General features: G+C 68.3%; 18 protein-coding genes and 1 pseudogene. 8 read left to right on the top strand and 11 right to left on the bottom strand.

Going from position 1 to position 16,319, the window contains the following annotated elements; genetic code table 11:
- Positions 1–164 precede the first annotated feature (164 nt).
- From D106_RS0113595 to D106_RS0113580, 4 genes are all read left to right on the top strand, one after another.
- A complete protein-coding gene (locus tag D106_RS0113595) occupies positions 165–656 on the top strand; it encodes an Lrp/AsnC family transcriptional regulator (RefSeq protein ID WP_018866164.1) in 492 nt (163 codons plus the stop codon).
- 358 nt (positions 657–1,014) lie between these two features.
- Positions 1,015–1,632 carry a transcriptional repressor LexA gene (gene lexA, locus D106_RS0113590; protein ID WP_018877574.1) on the top strand — a complete coding sequence of 206 codons (618 nt, stop codon included), beginning with the start codon at positions 1,015–1,017 and terminating at the stop codon, positions 1,630–1,632.
- Positions 1,633–1,635: 3 nt separating this feature from the next.
- Positions 1,636–2,268: a translesion DNA synthesis-associated protein ImuA gene (gene imuA / locus D106_RS0113585; protein ID WP_018877575.1), complete on the top strand. Its 633-nt coding sequence runs from the start codon at positions 1,636–1,638 to the stop codon at positions 2,266–2,268.
- A 157-nt stretch (positions 2,269–2,425) separates the two neighbouring features.
- Complete coding sequence (locus D106_RS0113580) at positions 2,426–3,859, top strand: DNA polymerase Y family protein (protein WP_018880368.1); 1,434 nt, start codon at positions 2,426–2,428, stop codon at positions 3,857–3,859.
- Positions 3,860–3,894: 35 nt separating this feature from the next.
- Here the strand turns inward: D106_RS0113580 and rnk are convergent, their stop codons facing one another.
- The 5 genes from rnk to D106_RS0113555 form a co-directional block, all read right to left on the bottom strand.
- Positions 3,895–4,305 carry a nucleoside diphosphate kinase regulator gene (gene rnk, locus D106_RS0113575; RefSeq protein ID WP_018866160.1) on the bottom strand — a complete coding sequence of 137 codons (411 nt, stop codon included), beginning with the start codon at positions 4,303–4,305 and terminating at the stop codon, positions 3,895–3,897.
- Between the two features lie 164 nt (positions 4,306–4,469).
- Entirely contained in the window at positions 4,470–4,817 is a 348-nt protein-coding gene (locus D106_RS0113570; RefSeq protein ID WP_018874975.1) for a rhodanese-like domain-containing protein, read from the bottom strand.
- A gap of 46 nt (positions 4,818–4,863) precedes the next feature.
- A complete protein-coding gene (locus D106_RS0113565) occupies positions 4,864–5,532 on the bottom strand; it encodes a thioredoxin family protein (RefSeq protein ID WP_018876395.1) in 669 nt (222 codons plus the stop codon).
- An 18-nt stretch (positions 5,533–5,550) separates the two neighbouring features.
- Positions 5,551–6,003 carry a glycine cleavage system protein H gene (locus tag D106_RS0113560; RefSeq protein ID WP_018880367.1) on the bottom strand — a complete coding sequence of 151 codons (453 nt, stop codon included), beginning with the start codon at positions 6,001–6,003 and terminating at the stop codon, positions 5,551–5,553.
- 2 nt (positions 6,004–6,005) lie between these two features.
- Positions 6,006–6,404 (bottom strand): hypothetical protein, encoded by a 399-nt coding sequence (locus tag D106_RS0113555; RefSeq protein ID WP_026279693.1) that lies wholly within the window; start codon positions 6,402–6,404, stop codon positions 6,006–6,008.
- A gap of 133 nt (positions 6,405–6,537) precedes the next feature.
- Here D106_RS0113555 and D106_RS0113550 point away from each other — a divergent pair, with 133 nt between their 5' ends.
- Together D106_RS0113550 and D106_RS0113545 are read left to right on the top strand one after the other, a co-directional pair.
- The gene (locus D106_RS0113550) at positions 6,538–7,080 is read left to right on the top strand and encodes a hemerythrin domain-containing protein (RefSeq protein ID WP_018880366.1); all 543 of its coding nucleotides are present in this window, start codon (positions 6,538–6,540) and stop codon (positions 7,078–7,080) included.
- Positions 7,073–7,771: a hemerythrin domain-containing protein gene (locus D106_RS0113545; RefSeq protein ID WP_018880365.1), complete on the top strand. Its 699-nt coding sequence runs from the start codon at positions 7,073–7,075 to the stop codon at positions 7,769–7,771. Before D106_RS0113550 ends, D106_RS0113545 begins: the two co-directional genes overlap by 8 nt.
- Positions 7,772–7,804: 33 nt before the next feature.
- Here D106_RS0113545 and D106_RS0113540 read toward each other — a convergent pair whose 3' ends face one another.
- The 4 genes from D106_RS0113540 to rluB form a co-directional block, all read right to left on the bottom strand.
- Entirely contained in the window at positions 7,805–8,965 is a 1,161-nt protein-coding gene (locus D106_RS0113540; protein ID WP_018880364.1) for a nitrate/nitrite transporter, read from the bottom strand.
- Between the two features lie 72 nt (positions 8,966–9,037).
- The gene (locus D106_RS0113535) at positions 9,038–9,253 is read right to left on the bottom strand and encodes a lipopolysaccharide assembly protein LapA domain-containing protein (RefSeq protein ID WP_017941597.1); all 216 of its coding nucleotides are present in this window, start codon (positions 9,251–9,253) and stop codon (positions 9,038–9,040) included.
- 80 nt (positions 9,254–9,333) lie between these two features.
- Complete coding sequence (locus tag D106_RS0113530; protein ID WP_018880363.1) at positions 9,334–9,987, bottom strand: endonuclease III domain-containing protein; 654 nt, start codon at positions 9,985–9,987, stop codon at positions 9,334–9,336.
- Between the two features lie 6 nt (positions 9,988–9,993).
- Complete coding sequence (gene rluB / locus D106_RS0113525) at positions 9,994–10,974, bottom strand: 23S rRNA pseudouridine(2605) synthase RluB (protein WP_018880362.1); 981 nt, start codon at positions 10,972–10,974, stop codon at positions 9,994–9,996.
- A 59-nt stretch (positions 10,975–11,033) separates the two neighbouring features.
- On the opposite strand from rluB, the gene moaB reads away from it, so the two are divergent.
- Positions 11,034–11,570 (top strand): molybdenum cofactor biosynthesis protein B, encoded by a 537-nt coding sequence (moaB, locus tag D106_RS0113520; RefSeq protein WP_018880361.1) that lies wholly within the window; start codon positions 11,034–11,036, stop codon positions 11,568–11,570.
- A gap of 439 nt (positions 11,571–12,009) precedes the next feature.
- Positions 12,010–13,947 carry a methyl-accepting chemotaxis protein gene (locus D106_RS0113515; RefSeq protein WP_018877584.1) on the top strand — a complete coding sequence of 646 codons (1,938 nt, stop codon included), beginning with the start codon at positions 12,010–12,012 and terminating at the stop codon, positions 13,945–13,947.
- Between the two features lie 39 nt (positions 13,948–13,986).
- Here D106_RS0113515 and D106_RS15315 read toward each other — a convergent pair.
- Positions 13,987–14,430 (bottom strand): annotated as a pseudogene (locus D106_RS15315) (DUF488 domain-containing protein).
- A gap of 7 nt (positions 14,431–14,437) precedes the next feature.
- Positions 14,438–16,222, bottom strand: coding sequence for an N-acetylglutaminylglutamine amidotransferase (locus D106_RS0113500; protein WP_018880359.1), 1,785 nt, complete (start codon positions 16,220–16,222; stop codon positions 14,438–14,440).
- Positions 16,223–16,319 lie beyond the last annotated feature (97 nt).

Here is a 16,319-nt window from a genome sequence, read left to right as displayed (position 1 = left end):
AAGGGCGCGGCCCGGGCCGTACAATCGGCCGCCGCGCTGAGGATTTCTGTCTGTGCATTATCCTAACGCATTCATCCGGGCATAACCTTGCGTTTTTCCCTATCAAGGCCTTAGGAGGGATCTATCATTGCGCATTAATGCTCAATATGCGCAATAATCCACCTATGAAACCGCAACCGCACTCACTGGACCGCTATGACCGCCGCATCCTCGAGATCCTGCAGGAGGACGCGAGCCTGTCGAACCAGGCGCTGGCCGAACGCGTCGGACTCAGCCCCTCCCCGTGCCTGCGCCGCGTCCGCGCGCTCGAACAGGCCGGTATCCTGCTGCGCCGCGTGGCGCTGCTGGACCGGCGCCGCCTGGGCCTGGAACTGACCGCCCTGATCCACATCGGCATGGACCGCCACACCCCGGAACGCTTCGCGCATTTCGAGGAGACCGTGGCCGGCTACCCCGAGGTCCAGCACTGCTACCTGATCACCGGCCAGTCCGCCGACTACATGCTGCAGGTCGTGGTCCCCGACATGGACGCCTACCAGGACTTCCTGCTGCGGCGCATCACCCGCCTCGAGGGCGTGGACAGCGTGCACTCCAGCTTCGTCCTGCGCCGCGTCGTCGACCGCACCGCCCTACCCCTCGACTACACCCCCACCTGAAACGTCTTAAAACCCAGGGCAAATTCACCACGAAGCCCACGAAGGCACGAAGAATTCAAGGGCGATTCACAGGAAGGCTGGAAGGTTAGAAGGCTTTGATGGTGAAGCGTGATGGCAAGCAGACATATGGGGAGCGCTGACTGAATCGTACGCCCCTAAAGTGGCCGCTTCCCAGCATTGCCCTGGTAGCGCCCGTCATGGCCCCTCTATCTTCCAGCCTTCTCTTCTTCCTGTAGACCGTTTTTGACCTGGATCTTGACCTTCTTCGTGCCTTCGTGGGCTTCGTGGTGAATCCGCCCTTGCCCTGCGGCGAGCCCTCCGGATACTGTATATATAGACAGATACCGGAGGGCGCCTTGTGTCGCTTACTGAACGCCAGCAGGCCATCCTCGACTACATCACCGAGACCGTCGCCAACCAGGGCACGGCACCGACCCGCAGCGAGATCGCCCGGGCCTTCGGCTTTCGCTCACCCTACGCGGCCGAGTGCCACCTGAAGGCGCTGGCAAAAAAGGGCGCCATCGAACTGCTGGGCGGCACCTCCCGCGGCATCCGCCTGCCGGGCGCGGTGCGCAGCACACCGCGCGAGCTGCCCCTGGTCGGGCGCGTCGCCGCCGGACTGCCCATCCTTGCCACCGAACACATCGAGCGCCACTACCGGGTCGACGACGCCCTGTTCCGTGCCCACCCCGACTACCTCCTGCGCGTGCATGGCGAGAGCATGCGCGACGCCGGCATCCTCGACGGCGACCTGCTGGCCGTGCGCCAGACCCCGGAGGCCCGGCCCGGTCAGATCGTGGTTGCCCGCATCGAGGACGAGGTCACCGTAAAGCGCTTCGCGCAGGACGGCCCGCGGGTGCGCCTGCTCCCGGAGAACCCCGACTTCGCCCCCATCGAGATCGACCTGGAGCGCCAGGAACTGGCCATCGAGGGGGTCGGCGTGGGCGTTCTGCGCGATCTCGACCCCCAGGCCTGAGTTATGGGCGCGCTGGATACCCTGCTCGACCATCCGGCCCTCTGGCGCGGACGCAGCGCCACCCCGGCCCCGGATGCCCCGGTCTGGCCCAGCGGCCACGCGGAACTCGACCGGGCCCTGGGCGGGGGCTGGCCACGCGGCCAGCTGGTCGAACTGCTGGGCGCCCCGTTCGGCTGCGGCGAGACCCGGCTGCTGGTCCCCATGCTGACCGCCTGCGGCCAGGACGACTACTGGATCGCGGTGATCGCGCCACCGGCTACCCCCTGGCTGCCGGGCTGGCAGACCCTGGGCATCCCGCCGGAGCGGGTACTGCTGATCCACACCGAGCACGATCGCGACACCCTTTGGGCCGGCGAGCAGTGTCTGCGCGACCCGGCCTTCGGCGTGCTGCTCGCCTGGCTGCGCCGTCCCGTGGAGACAGCCCTGCTGCGCCGGCTACGCCTGGCCGCCAGCGAGAGCCGGGCCTGCGCCGTCCTGTACCGGCCGCCGGACGCCGCGGCCCAGCCCTCGCCGGCCCATCAGCGCCTGCGCTGGCAGGCCGCGGCCACCGGCCTGGAACTGCACTGCCTGAAGGGGGCCGGCCACTGGGCCCGCTCCGGCCAGCCTCTGTGGATTCCCGAAGCACCGGGGGCCTGAAATGGGCCAGCCCGCCCGCCCCGCGCGCGCAGCCACACCCCCCGAACCTGCCCGGCAGCAACTGAGCCTGCTGCCGGCGGCGCCCGCCCCCGCGCCCACTCCCCGGCCACCGGAGGCACGCCCCGCCAGTGCCACCCGGGCGCGGCGGGAACACTGGATGGCCATCGAGCTGCCGCACCTCGCGCTGGAGTCCCTGGCCCGGGCGGGACCGGAGCCGGAGCGATTGCAGCGCCCCCTGCTGGTGGTGACGTCCGGCGCGGCACCCCGGGTGCACACCGCCAACCGCGCGGCGCGGCGCGCCGGTGCGCGACCCGGCATGGCGCTGGGGGATGCGCTGGCCGTGCTGGATACCCCGGAACTGGTCGAACATGACCCGGACGCCCTGCGGACCCAGCTGGAGATGCTGGCCGGCGTACTGCTGCGGTTCTCCGACCATGTGCACCCGGAACCGGAGGCCCACCGTATCCTGATGGAGGTCGGACGCAGCCGCCGCCTGTTCGGCGGCCTGGAGGCGTTGCGCCAGCAGGCGCAGGACACCCTGGCCGGCCTGGGTTTCCATCCCCGCATCGGGCTGGGGCGCAGCCCCGCCGCCGCGCGCCTGCTGGCGCACCTGCGCAACCCCGCGATCGCGGAGGACCCCGAGAGCCTGCGCCGACTGCTGACACCCGTGCCGCTGGAGGCCCTGCCGCTGGCCGACGCCACCCGCGAAGGCCTGCGCGCCTTGGGCCTGCGCCAGCTGGGCGACCTGCTGCGCCTGTCACGCGCCGAGCTGGCCCGGCGCCACGGACCGGAACTGCTGGACCTGCTGGATCACCTGCTGGCCCGACGCGTGGAGACCCTGCCCCGCTTTGCGCCACCTCCGGTGCTGGATTTGCCCCTGCGCCTGGAGCACGAGATCCACGCCACCACGGCCCTGGCCTTCCCGCTCAAACGGCTGCTGCGCCAGGCCGAGGCCCAGTTGCGCGGCCTGAACCGCAGCCTGCAGGGGATGACCCTGGAACTGACACATCGCGAGGCGCGCACCCGGCTGACGCTGGAACGCGGACAGCCGGGCATGCGCGCCGACGAATGGCTACCCCTGTGGCAGACTCGTCTGGAGCGCGAAACCCTGCCGGAGGCCGTCATCGGCCTGCGCCTGCGGGCATCCCGCCTGCTGGATCCCCCGGACCGGGGCGACAGCCTGCTGGCCGGGGACCCGGCGAGCACGCCACCGGCGGATCAGCTGCCCGCGGTGCTGGCCCGACTGCGCGCCCGCCTGGGCGAGCCGGCGGTCACCCGCCTGGTCAACCGCCGCACCCCAAGGCCGGAGGAGGCCCAGGGATCACGCCACGATCTCGCCGTTACTCCGGCCCCGGTCGCCCCGACACCGGGCCAGCGCACCGTCGGGGCGGCCCTGTGGCTGCAGGGCCCCGACCCCGCCACCCCGCCCGACCAGCCGCAATGGCTGGGGCGGCTGGAAGACGGCTGGTGGGACCATGGCCAGGATGCACGGCGCGACTACGCCCGGGCACTCGATCGCCAGGGCCGCCGGCTCTGGCTGTATCGCTGCCTGCGCAGTGGCCAGTGGTATCGCCAGGGTTACTGGGGCTGAATCCGCGCCGGATACACGCCCACCGCCCCCGCCCGTCAGCGGTGGTATTCGCCCGCCCGCTCCGGCTGGTACTCGACCTCCACGATGCGCACATGCATCTGCCCGCCACCCGGGCGCGGCCACTCGATCTCGTCCCCCTCGGAAAGCCCCAGCAGGGCGCTGCCCACCGGCGCCAGGATCGACAGCGTGCCGCCGCTTTCATCCACGTCCCGCGGGTATACCAGCGTCATCGAGAATTCCTCGCCGGACTCGGTCACCCGGAACCGGACCTTCGAGTTCATCGTCACCACCGCACCTGGGATCTCGTGCGAATCCACCACATCCGCGCGGTCCAGCTCGGCCTCCAGATCGGCCTTGCCCGGAAAGGCATCCTCCGGCAGCGATTCCAGCAGCTTGTCCAGACGCTCCATGTCCGTGGTGGAGACGATGATCTTCGGCTTGTTCACGTTCACACTCCAAATACACGACGCGCCCCCGGAGAGACGCGCCAGAGAAGAAAATTCAGGGATTTTCCGGAAACCGGGAAACGAACTTCGAGATTAGCCAAGTCTCGACGAAAAAGCGATCCAGCCAGTCACGGCACTGGAATATCGATCCGCCCGCACACTCACTACCGGCCCTCGCCGTCCCGCCAGGCCGCATAGCCGCCGCGCAGCACATGCGCATCGATCCCCATCGCCCGCAGGCTGTCGGCCACCAGCTGGGACCGGCCACGCCCCCCACAGAACACCACGACGGGCTGCTGGGGGTCCTGCATGTGAGATTCGATGGTGGCCTCCAGCTTGGGCCGGGGGATATTCACCGCGCCCTCGATCGTACCCTCGGCCGCCTCCTCCGGCTGGCGCACGTCCACCAGCAGAAACGGCTTCCCGTCCTGGCGCCAGCGGGCCACCTCGGCCGGTTCCAGATGCGGCAAACTCTGTTCCAGATCACCAATACGTTTCTCGAAAAGACTCACGGCCACACTCCGAATCGTGGGTAGGCCACCATCCTATCGCGCGAGCTCAAAGGGACGGACGCACCAGCAGCGGCACCACCCGAACCGTAAACAGCGCCAGGCCGATCAGCGCCGCCAGCGCACCCACCGCCGTCAGCATCGCAACCCCCAGGATCCAGCCCAGGCCCATCCCCACCACGGCCAGATGCACCAGGATCTGTGGTGCCCAGGCCCACAGCCAGCCGCCCGCGATCGGGTGCCCGGTAAAGCGCGGCAGCATGTGCTCGCCCAGCCCCATGATCAGCAGCAGCAGAAAGCCCAGGGTAAAGCCGTGCAGCGCCGCCGGCCGGGCCGCGCCCTCCAGGAAAAAGCCCCCCAGCGGCAGCGCCGCCCCCGCGATCAGCAGCCAGACCATTGCCCCCAGCACCGAAGCCCGGCTGGAGGGCGACAGGCCCAGCCCCACATGCCGGGCCGCCTTCTGCGTACGCTCCGGGGCGGCGCCTACCAGTTCGGTGGCGGCCGTGCGATCCAGCAGACCGATGTGCTTGAGCTCGCCATCCACCACCACCGCCGGGATGGAGCGGATACGCAGCCGGGTGGCCAGCTCGCGGCCTTCCGGCTGGCCCATGTCCACCACCGCGAAGTCGATCTGTTTGTCCTCGGCCACCTGACGCCAGATGCGCTCGGCATCGTGACAGGAGGCACACCATTCGGATACCAGCAGTTCCACCTTCATGAATCCGTCTCCCCCGGCTCAGTCCGCGCAGCGCATGCAGCGGATGTCGTAACGATCGATCCATTGCTTCAGACCGGTGATCGCCTCGGGGCCGGTGTGCAGCCGCTCCAGCGCCTTTTGCGGGTCGTCCGGGCGCATCACCACCACCCAGGCATCGGTGTAGGGCGCGACGTTCACCAGACCCGGATCGGCCTCCACCGCCGGATTGATACGCTCGATGGTGCCGTCGAACGGGGTCGGAATGCCGCCCGCCCACTTGCCCGACTCCAGCCGCGCCACCGGCTTGCCCGCGGCACGGTACGAACCCGGCTTGCGAAAACGGAAGTACTGCACACGGCCCGCCATGGTCTGCGCCGGATCGGTGATCCCGAGGGTGAAGGTGCCGTCGTCCTCCGGCCGCACCCAGACGTAGTCCAGGTCGTAGAACAGGTCGTCCGGCAGCTCGCAGCCGTTGTATTCCTCGCGCGCCATGGTTATGCCCCCTTCGGTCCATAGTGGCGCACGGTCAGCGCGATGTTCACGGCGAACAGGATCATCGCCCCCCAGGCCAGCGCGCCACCCACCGCGACCGTCGCGTTATGGAAGACCAGCCAGCCGGCGACCATCACCCACAGCCCGATGTTGGCCAGCAGGAACTGCGCATGCCCCAGGCGTTCGGAGAACAGGGACCGCCCGGAAAACCGCGGCAGCACATGCAGCCCCACGCCATAGATCATCATGGTCACGAAACCCAGCAGCATCAGGTGGCCGTGGATGCGCGGCACGTTGCCGGGGATCAGGCCGGGATGCACCAGCCAGAGGATGCCGAGCAGCCCGCCCAGCAGGGCATAGACCAGGGCCGCGAGGATGAACATCCGGTTTCGAGGGTGCATGCAATGCTCCTTGTCAGGTTTGACTCAGCATACTTTAAGCTATATTCCATATGCATTGATCGAGATCAACACCCGCTCGCGTCCGATCGGTAACAGTCACCCTTCAGGAAAACCCGCCAAGGCCGCAACTGCCATGCATCTGCAACTCCACGAGACCGTCCCCGGATTCCAGCAGCCTGTCGAGCTGCTGCGCGCCTGTCATCGGCGCATCCTCAACTCCCTGGACATCCTCGAGCGTCTGCCCGCGCACCTCGCCGCGAAGGGCGCTGACGAGGAGGCGCGCACCGCGGCGGCTCGGGTCCTGAAATACTTTCACGAGGCCGCCCCCAATCACCACGCGGACGAGGACGAGGATCTGTTCCCCCTCCTCCAGCGGCACTGCGACCACCCCGACAGCCACCCCCAACTGTGCGAATGGCTGGAGCGCCTGAGCGCGGAACATGCCGAGATCGAGGCCGGCTGGGACCGGCTGGAACCGGCCCTGCAGCGAATTGCCGACGGCTCGACCGCGGAACTGACCGGCGCAGAGGCCTGGATCCGGCAATACCGGGTGCATCTTGACCTGGAAGAGCGGGCCGTGCTGCCGTTCGCCGAGCACCTGCTGAGCCCGGAGGAGCGCCACACCATCGGTGCCCGCATGGCCGCAAGGCGCGGGATCGGGAGCGACGATGGCTGACTTCCTGCTCGATCTGCGCGGCTTGGGCGACCATGCCCATACGCGGGCCTATTACACCCTTCGCGAACTGCGGCCGGGCCAGGTCTTCGAGGTCTGGCTGGACCAGGAACCGAAGCTCCTGATGGACGCCGTCGGCCTGCAGCTGCGGCATGCCATCCACTGGCGGGGTCTCGAAAACGGGCCACCGCTGTGGAAGCTCGCGGTGCAGCGCCGCGAGGATGTCGCCCCGGTGGATCTGGTCGACCTGCTGGAGCGCGACCACCTGCGCATCGACCGCCTGTTCGCCAGCGCCCTGCACAAGGTGAACGCCGGCGATCTCGAGGGGGCCGCACCGGATTTCCACGCCTACGTGGATGGCCTGCGCCGCCACGTGGAGGTGGAAAACGAACTGATCGTGCCGCTGCTGGACCTGCCGCGCAGCCCGAACGGCCAGGACCCGACCTCGATCATGCTGCGCGAGCACGACGAGATCCTGGAACAGACCGCGATGCTCGAGCATGAATTCAGCGAAGGGGTCGACGAGGCCTGGGCCGTGGCCCCGTTCTTCGCCCTGATCTCCGGCGCGCTGGCCAAGCACGAGGGCCGCGAGGAGCAGAACCTGTTCCCGCACTGGAGCCGCGCCCTGCGAGAACAACCGGACGCCGCCGCCGAACTCCTGGAGCGTGCGCAGGCCCGACTCGCAGCCTCCTGATCGCTGCGTCGCGGGCGGCGCGACGCGACCGCTTCAGCGAGCCGTAACGGGGCGAAGCGGCGGCGACAGGCGGGCCAGCGCCCAGAGACCCAGCAACGGGCCGGGCAGCAACAACCACAGGACCCACAACCCGCCATCCGCCCACAGCCAGCTCGTCAGCCAGATCGCCGGCAGGGTCAGGGCAAAGCCAATCGCATTCATGACGCTCAGCGCGGACCCCACCGCGTCCGCCGGCGCACTGTCCGCGGCCAGCGCCGAGAACTGCGGCGAGTCCGCGATCACCGTCAGGCCCCACAACGCCAGCAGGCCGAACAGCAGCCAGGACGAGTGCCCGGCCAGCAGCGGATACAGCAGACAGGCCAGGCCCGACGTCGCCAGGGCCACCCGCGCCACGCGCAGACTCCCCAGGCTCCGGCTCAGGCGGCCGCCCCAGACGCAGCCGGCCAGTCCCAGCGCGATCACGCCGAAAGCGAGCCAGGGGATCAGCCCGGCATCGGCCTCCAGACGCGACAGCTCGCGCGCCACCAGCAGCGGGACCAGCGTCCAGAAGGCGTACAGTTCCCAGCAATGCCCGAAGTAGCCTCCGGCCACGGCCCGGAAGTCCCGCCGCCGCAATGCACGAAAACCCTTGCCCAGACCCGGTGTGCGCCCCGGAGGTGGCAGGTGGGGCCCATCCCCCAGGCGCAGGATCAGGAGTGCCGCCAGCACCGCCAGGAAAGACGCCAGCAGCACCGGGATCGCCCAGGGGAAATCGAGCGTGGCGCCGCGCAGCAGATGCGGCAGCGCGGTGCCCAGAGTCAGCATGCCCAACAGCCAGGACAGGGCCCAGCCCTTGTACTCGGGCGTCCAGGCAATCACCAGCTTCATGCCCAGGGGGTAAACCCCGGCCAGCGCCAGTCCGACCAGGAACCGCGTGAGCAGGGCCATCTCCCAGACACCGGCCAGCAGGATAAACATGGCGTTCAGTCCGGCCCCGGCCACGGCAGAGATCGCGAACAGCCGGCTGGCACGAAAACGGTCCGCCAGGCCGGTCGCGGCCACCGCCAGCGTTCCGGTGATGAAGCCCGTCTGGGTCGCCATGGTCAGCCAGCCAATCTCGGACGGCGACCAGCCAAGCGCCTGCTGCAGCGACAGCCCGACCCCGTTGACCGAAAACCACAGCGACGTGCCGAACAGCTGTGCCGCCACGATCACCAGCAGGGGGTGACGACGAATCCAGTGCGCCGTCACCGTACGCGACCGGTCACAGGCATCGAACCGCCCCGATCAGCGACTCGCGCCACGGATCCAGCGCTTGAGCAGGGCCACCAGCGCGCCCCCGGAGACGAGCCCCAGCAGGTAGATCCCGACGATCAGCAACGCCAGTGGCAGCGTCACATGCAGGGTCAGGAAATTCAGGGTCACCAGTCGCAGGTTCTGGATTGCAAAGATCGCGACCACCGCGACGAACACGATGATCAGCAGGGAGTAGACGTACCGCATGCGACCTCCCGGGTCAGTCGGGCCAAACGCTCAGGTTCGGGCGCCCCGGGGTCAGCGTCAACCGGCACGAGGCGGCGACCTCAAGGGTTTCCCCGAGTGTCGGGATGGCTGCAGTGGTCGCGCAGCGGGCAGCCTTCGCACCGCGGCCGCGGGCGACAGCGCTCCTTGCCGTGTTCCACGATCAGCGCATGCAGGTCGTTCAGGGCGGCCACATCCGGCCCCAGCTCCGCCTCGACGTGCCCGCGAAGCTGATCGTAGGGCGCCTGCGCCTGCGGGACCTCCAGGCGCTCGAACAGACGCCGGGTATAGGCATCCACCACGAAGACCGGGCGGTCGAAGGCATACAGCGCGATATCATCGGCTGTCTCCGGGCCCACGCCCTTGACCCCCAGCAACGCCGAGCGCAACTCGGCCGTTTCCAGCGCGGCCAGTCCCTCGACACCGCCGGACACCTCCAGGAAGCGCAGCAGATGCCGCAGCCGGTCGGCCTTCACGTTGAAATAGCCGCTGGGACGGATCCGCTCGGCCAGTTCTTCCTGACCCAGCGCCATCAGCCCCGCGGGCGACAAGGCATCGATGGCGCGCAGGTTGTCCAGGGCCTTCTCGACGTTGGTCCAGCTGGTGTTCTGGGTCAGTACGGCACCGACCATCACCTCGAAGGCGGTATCCGCCGGCCACCATTGCAGGTCGCCGTACTCCGCGCGCAGGGCCTCAAGGAGTCGGGGAATCTGCATGCCGCTCTACCGCTGGCGACGCCCGCCCGGCTTGCCACCGCCCCCCGGGCGCCCGCCCGAGGGCTTCGCACCCCGGCCACCACCGCGGCCGCCGGGGGCTGCCGGCTTGCCCGACTTCTTCGGCGGCGAGGAACTCCAGCCGTCCTCGCGGGACGCGCGGCTGTTGCGCGACTTGCCCGCCGCCACCGGCTTGCCGGGGCGCTTGCTGTGGGGAGCGCGGCGCGGCCCGCCGCGCCCGCGCGCGCGCACCGACTCCGGCATCGGCAGGTCCACCGCCGCGTACAGCCCGGCCACCTCGCGGCTCTCCAGGTCGCGCACCGCGCCGGTCTTCAGACCCCGCCCCAGGACGACCGGCCCGTAGCGCACCCGGATCAGGCGGCTGACCGTGACGCCGACGGCATCCCACAACCGGCGCACCAGGCGGTTGCGGCCCTCGCTGACGATCACGTGATACCAGTGATTGGCGCCGTCCCCGCCCTGCTCCTCCAGGCTGTCGAAACGCGCCGGGCCGTCCTCCAGCTCCACGCCCTCGCGCAGCATGTCCAGCGTGGCCGGCGGCACCTCGCCCAGCACGCGCACGGCATACTCGCGCTCCAGCGCCATGCTCGGGTGCATCAGGCGATTGGCCAGCTCGCCGTCCGTGGTGAACAGCAGCAGGCCGGAGGTGTTCAGGTCCAGCCGCCCGACCGCCACCCAGCGCTGCCCCTTCAGGCGCGGCAGGCTGGCAAACACCGGCCGCCGCCCCTCCGGATCGGAGCGGCTGCAGATCTCGCCGACCGGCTTGTGATACACGATCCAGCGGTGCGGATGCTCCGGGCGCCGCACGATGCGCCCGCGCACACGAATCACGTCGTGCTCGTCGACCTGATCGCCCAGCCGCGCGGTACGGTTGTTCACCTGCACCTCGCCGCGCTCGATCCAGCCCTCGATCTCGCGCCGCGAACCCAGCCCCCGCGCCGCCAGGACCTTCTGTACCCGCTCCGACATTCCCGGAACTCCAGCAACTCATTAAGATGGGCGCCACGATACACCAACAGGACGTTGCCATGACCGATTCCACGCCGGAAACCAGCCCCGTGAAGACGCCGCTCAACATCGCCGTGCTCACCATCTCCGACAGTCGCGACCTCGCCGAGGATCGCTCCGGCGACGCCTTGGTGGAACGCCTCGAAAGCGCCGGCCACCGCACCGCCGATCGGCGGATCGTGAAGGACGACGTCTACGCCATCCGCGCCGAACTCTCGCGCTGGATCTCCGATCCCGAAATCGACGCCGTGTTGACCACCGGCGGCACCGGCATCACCGGCCGTGACGGCACCCCCGAGGCCGCCTCGGTGCTGCTGGACAAGACCATCGAGGGCTTCGGCGAGCTGTTCCGCATGCTCTCCTATGAAGAGATCGGCACCTCCAGCCTGCAGTCCCGCGCCCTTTCAGGGGTCGCAAACGGCACCTACCTCTTCGTACTGCCCGGCTCCACCGGCGCCTGCCGCACCGCCTGGGACCGCATCATCCAGGCCCAGCTCGACGACCGCACCATGCCCTGCAATCTCACCATGCTGATGCCGCGCCTGAAGGAGTCCTGAGGGAAATACGGATTTCACCACGAAGAGCACGAAGGCACGAACAAGGCCAAGCTCGAAAGCGGACCTGATTAGCAACGAGAGTCGGCCAGTCACGGAGATCCTCCGGAGGCGGCATAGCCAGCCGCAGGTCGCTGTAATCCGCGCCTTTCCTGGAATATCACCAGCGCCGCCCTTTACCCCTGCATCGTCATCCCGGCCGGAGCGTAGCGAAAAGCCGGGATCTCCCCCGTCGGGGCAACCCCTGCCGCCAGGATCCCGGATAACGATTACCGGGAAATCCGTCCGTACCGAAACGCGATACACCGTTCCCACAAGAAAAATGCCCAAAATGCTCTAAAAAAGCCTTTGGGCGTGCCGCTACCCCCTGTATCGGGTGCGGCGCTCACACGGATCTGCTTGTCGCCCTCCGACTAGAACAACGAAATGGAAGGACAACGCGATGACATCCCTGAACCCCCTCTCCAGTGTCGGCTTCGGTACCCGCCTGACGCTGATGATCCTGTCTCTCATCGTGGGCGCGATCCTCATCGTTGCCACCCTCATCTTCTTGCAGTACCGCGCCTCCTACACCGACGCGACCATCGACCGGCTTCACGCAATGGGCGAATCCAACGCCCAGTCCTTCAACGAATGGCTCCTGGGGCGGCAGGATGAAATGCGCTACCTCGCAGGCCTCGATGCAGCTCGCGGCATGGACCTCGATGAACTCGAGCACCTGATCGAGCAGATCGCGTCGCTGCGCGGTGAATACGACACGATCTTTGTCGTGAATGCCGACGGCATGGGCGAGGTCGGAGTGGCCTTCGACGGACAGGCGCGCGTCCTCAGCCGCGAGGAGGCGAACGATTTCAATGTGCCCGACCGGGCATGGTTCCAGAGCGCGATCAGTGGGGAGGACACCTTCTCGCGGCCGGTGGTTTCCCGCGCGACGGGCAATCGGGTCAGCACCGTCGCAATTCCGATCGAAGGACCGGATGGCGAACCAATCGCCGTGATGCGCGGGGCGGTGCAACTCGACACGATCTTTGATCGGGTCAACGCGATCGATCTCGGCGAAGGATCCGAGATCTACCTCGTAGACCGCGACCGGCATCCCGTGACACCGGTTGAATCGGCCCCCGATACGGACCAGCCAATCGACACCCGGGCTGCACAGGCGATCGCCGCGGGTGACAGTGGGGTCGGACGCTACCAAAACGCAATCGGGACTGCGGTGATCGGTAGCTTTACCGACATCCCCCTGCTTGGCTGGGGCCTGCTGATGGAGCTCGACGAAGGGGTCGCACTGGCCGAGCTGCAACGCGCGCTTTGGTGGGTCGTCGGCCTCACCATCGCCATCCTGATCGCGGCCTCGCTGATCAGCCTCGGGGTAATCCGCAACGTCCTGCGCACACTAGGGGGCGATCCTGCCTACGCATCGGACGTCGTCCGCCAGGTGTCGGAGGGCGACATGACCGTCCCGATCCAGCTGCGCAAGGGCGATGACTCGTCGTTGCTCGCGGCCATCGCCACCATGCAGTCCCGCCTGCGCGAACTGATCGGCAGCGTTCGCGGCCATGCCGAGGAAGTCGCCTCGGCCGCTACCGAGCTTTCACACATCAACGAAGAGACCGACAAGGGTGTAAATCGCCAGAACGCCCAGCTCAGTGACGCGGCCGCAGCGATCAACGAGATGACCGCGACCGTCGAGGAGGTCGCCCGCAACAGCCAGAGCACGGCAGATGTCGTGCGAGAAACCACGGAACAGGCCCAGAGTGGCCGCAACGTGGTCAGCGCATCGGTCACCTCGATCAACAAGCTCTCGAACGAGATCCAGAGCACCGCCGAGGTCATCACGGCGCTCAAGGGTGACAGCGACAATATCGGCGACATCCTGCAGGTCATCAACAACGTCGCCGACCAGACCAACCTGCTGGCTCTGAACGCCGCAATCGAGGCAGCGCGCGCAGGGGAAGACGGTCGTGGGTTCGCGGTGGTCGCCGAGGAAGTTCGCAACCTCGCCGTCCGCACGCAGGAGTCAATCACCGAGATTCAGCAGATGATCGAGGCGGTGCAGAAGCGTGCGGATCAGGCCGTAACGGCGATGGCCGCCAGCCAGACCCAGGCCCAGGATGGCGTGGATCAGGTCAACCAGGCGGGCACGTCGCTCGAACAGATTGTCGCCGCGGTCGAAAAGATCGAGGACATGACGCGGCAAATCGCGAGCGCAGCCGAAGAGCAGTCGGCTACCTCCAACGAGATCAACCGCAATATCCACTCGGTCAGCGAAGTCTCGGAGCACAACGCCACCAATGTCGTACAAATGGGTCAGGCTAGCGAGACCCTGGCCGGGTTGTCCGAGCAACTGCGCGAGATCGTCAACCGCTTCAAGGTCTGACGCCGATCAGGACGCGTGGGGGACATGGGGCCAGACGGTCTACCCCGCGCGCCCCCCGCTTTCGGGTCCGAAACACACCGGCGAGGCCCGCTCGTCGTTCGTCGCCTCCTCGGCGAGTTCGGCGTCGAGGAGTTCGGCGTCGAGGAGTTCCCGCAGGACCGCCGCATCGCTGTGCTCCTCGTTTCGGGTGGCCGTCAGCGGGGTCAGGCGGCTACGCCGGGCATACCCCAGCAATCAGGCCCATGCATCGTCGGGAGCGGCCGCCAGTTCCGCCCGATACCGGCGACAGAATTCGGGCCAGCACGCCACGTTGTGGCCAAACCAGCGGCGCAGATCCGCGGACGGGGCGAGCGACTTTTCCCAAGCATCCAGCGCGAGCGCCGATTTCTTCACCCCGCGGGGCCAGAGGCGGTCGACCAGCACACGGGCCCCACCCTCGGGATCGACCGGATCGTAGACGCGCCGGATCCGCACCCGCTCCATGCCGCGATTACCGGTCCACGTGGGTCTGCAGCCAGTATTCGAGCAGGGCTGCGTGCCAGAGCTTGGAGCCCTGGATGCGGGTGAAGTACTGGTCCGGGGCATCCAGCAGCCTGTCGATGTAGGCCGGCTGATAGAGGCCGCGCTCGCGCGAGGCGCGCGAGGTCAGGATGTCGCGCATGAACTCGAGGAAGTCCCCGCGCACGTATTTGAGTGCCGGCACCGGGAAGTAGCCCTTGGGCCGGTCCAGCACCGCGTCCGGCAGGCGCCCGCGGGCGATGCGGCGCAGCACGTCCTTGCCGCCGTCGCCCAGCTTCAGGTGCGGCGGCATCGCGGCGGCCGTCTCCACCAGTTCGTGATCCAGGAACGGGACCCGCGCCTCCAGGCCGAAGGCCATCGTCATGTTGTCCACGCGCTTGACCGGATCGTCCACGATCAGCGTGGTCACATCCAGCGCCAGCACCGCGTCGATGAAGGAATCCGCGCGGTCGGTCTCGAGTTCGGCAAACTGCTCGCGCAGCCAGTCGCCGGTCACGTCGTTCGCCGGCGGGTGGCGCAGCATCTCGGCCATCTCGGGGTGGTCGCGGTCGAAGTAGTGGCGGCGGAAACGTTCCACCCAGTCGCCGTGACGGTCCTCGGCCATCTGCGGGTACCAGAAGTAGCCGCCGAAGACCTCGTCCGCGCCCTGGCCGGACTGCACCACCTTCACATGCTGCGAGACCTGCTCGGACAGCAGGTAGAAGGCCACCGCGTCCTGGCCGAACATCGGCTCGGCCATCGCCCCGACCGCCTCCGGCAATCGGGCCAGCACCTGGTCGTTGGGGATCAGCGTGGCCTGATGGTCGGTGGCGTAGCGCTCGGCGACCGGATCGGAGTATTCAAACTCCGAGCCCTTCTCCTCCGGCTGGTCCTCGAAGCCGACGGTAAAGGTGCGCAGGTCCTGCGCCCCCTCCTCCATCGCCAGCGCGACCAGCAGGGAGGAGTCCAGCCCGCCGGAGAGCAGCACGCCGACCGGCACGTCGGCCACCTCCAGGCGCCTGCGCACGGCGCTGCGCAGACTGTGCTCGATACGCTCCTGCCATTCGGCGTCGGACACGGCCGCGTCCGGGCGGTGGGCATGCAGCGTCCAGTAGCGCTGCAGACGTTCCTGGCCGCGCGCATCGATGCTCAGGTAATGCCCCGGCTCCAGCTTGCGGATGCCACGCAGCACGGTGCGCGGCGCGGGCACCACCGCGTGCAGCGAGAACAGCATGTGCAGTGCCTCGGCATCCAGTTCGGTATCCACGTCGCCCGCCGCCAGCAGCGCCTGGGTGTTGGAGGCGAAGCGGATGCCGTCGCCCGTGCGCGCCAGGTACAGCGGCTTGATGCCCATGCGGTCGCGCGCCAGCAGCAGGCGCTGGGCGTGGCCGTCATACAGGGCAAAGGCGAACATGCCGTGCAGCCGGGCCACGATGCCCTCGCCCCACTCGGCATAGCCGCGCAGGATGACCTCGGTATCGCCGGTGGAGAAGAAACGATGGCCGCGGCCCTCCAGCTCGCTGCGCAGGGCGCGGAAGTTGTAGATCGCGCCGTTGAACACCAGCGCGAGCCCGGTCTCCGGGTCGAACATCGGCTGGTGCGCGCGCTGCGACAGATCCAGGATCGAAAGGCGCCGGTGCCCCAACGCGACCCGCCCGGAGGCCCACAGCCCGTCGGCATCGGGCCCACGCCGTTCCAGGCAGGGCAGCATGCGCGCCACGGCCTCGCCGCTGGCGCGCCGCTCACCCCAGACGAATTCTCCTGCGATCCCGCACATTGGTTCTTTCCTTGTGATTGGGTATTGCGCTCAGGCTTGCGGGCACGATCCGGCGCGGGCCGGCGCTTCGCGGGCAAGCCCGCTCCCACAAGCTTTG

It is taken from the genome of Thioalkalivibrio sp. ALE9 (assembly GCF_000377445.1).
Lineage (GTDB): Bacteria > Pseudomonadota > Gammaproteobacteria > Ectothiorhodospirales > Ectothiorhodospiraceae > Thioalkalivibrio.
The sequence above is the reverse complement of the archived record's forward strand: the minus strand, read 5'-3'. Positions and strand labels throughout refer to the sequence as shown.

Bases quoted from the DNA above. Each gene is read 5' to 3' on its own strand.
- D106_RS0113545 (WP_018880365.1), top strand. From the start codon at position 7,073: ATGGCTGACTTCCTGCTCGATCTGCGCGGCTTGGGCGACCATGCCCAT.
- D106_RS0113515 (WP_018877584.1), top strand. From the start codon at position 12,010: ATGACATCCCTGAACCCCCTCTCCAGTGTCGGCTTCGGTACCCGCCTG.
- D106_RS0113555 (WP_026279693.1), bottom strand. From the start codon at position 6,404: ATGCACCCTCGAAACCGGATGTTCATCCTCGCGGCCCTGGTCTATGCC.
- imuA (WP_018877575.1), top strand. From the start codon at position 1,636: ATGGGCGCGCTGGATACCCTGCTCGACCATCCGGCCCTCTGGCGCGGA.
- D106_RS0113595 (WP_018866164.1), top strand. From the start codon at position 165: ATGAAACCGCAACCGCACTCACTGGACCGCTATGACCGCCGCATCCTC.
- D106_RS0113500 (WP_018880359.1), bottom strand. From the start codon at position 16,222: ATGTGCGGGATCGCAGGAGAATTCGTCTGGGGTGAGCGGCGCGCCAGC.
- D106_RS0113550 (WP_018880366.1), top strand. From the start codon at position 6,538: ATGCATCTGCAACTCCACGAGACCGTCCCCGGATTCCAGCAGCCTGTC.
- D106_RS0113565 (WP_018876395.1), bottom strand. From the start codon at position 5,532: ATGAAGGTGGAACTGCTGGTATCCGAATGGTGTGCCTCCTGTCACGAT.
- D106_RS0113530 (WP_018880363.1), bottom strand. From the start codon at position 9,987: ATGCAGATTCCCCGACTCCTTGAGGCCCTGCGCGCGGAGTACGGCGAC.
- D106_RS0113535 (WP_017941597.1), bottom strand. From the start codon at position 9,253: ATGCGGTACGTCTACTCCCTGCTGATCATCGTGTTCGTCGCGGTGGTC.
- rluB (WP_018880362.1), bottom strand. From the start codon at position 10,974: ATGTCGGAGCGGGTACAGAAGGTCCTGGCGGCGCGGGGGCTGGGTTCG.
- D106_RS0113560 (WP_018880367.1), bottom strand. From the start codon at position 6,003: ATGGCGCGCGAGGAATACAACGGCTGCGAGCTGCCGGACGACCTGTTC.
- D106_RS0113580 (WP_018880368.1), top strand. From the start codon at position 2,426: ATGGCCATCGAGCTGCCGCACCTCGCGCTGGAGTCCCTGGCCCGGGCG.
- moaB (WP_018880361.1), top strand. From the start codon at position 11,034: ATGACCGATTCCACGCCGGAAACCAGCCCCGTGAAGACGCCGCTCAAC.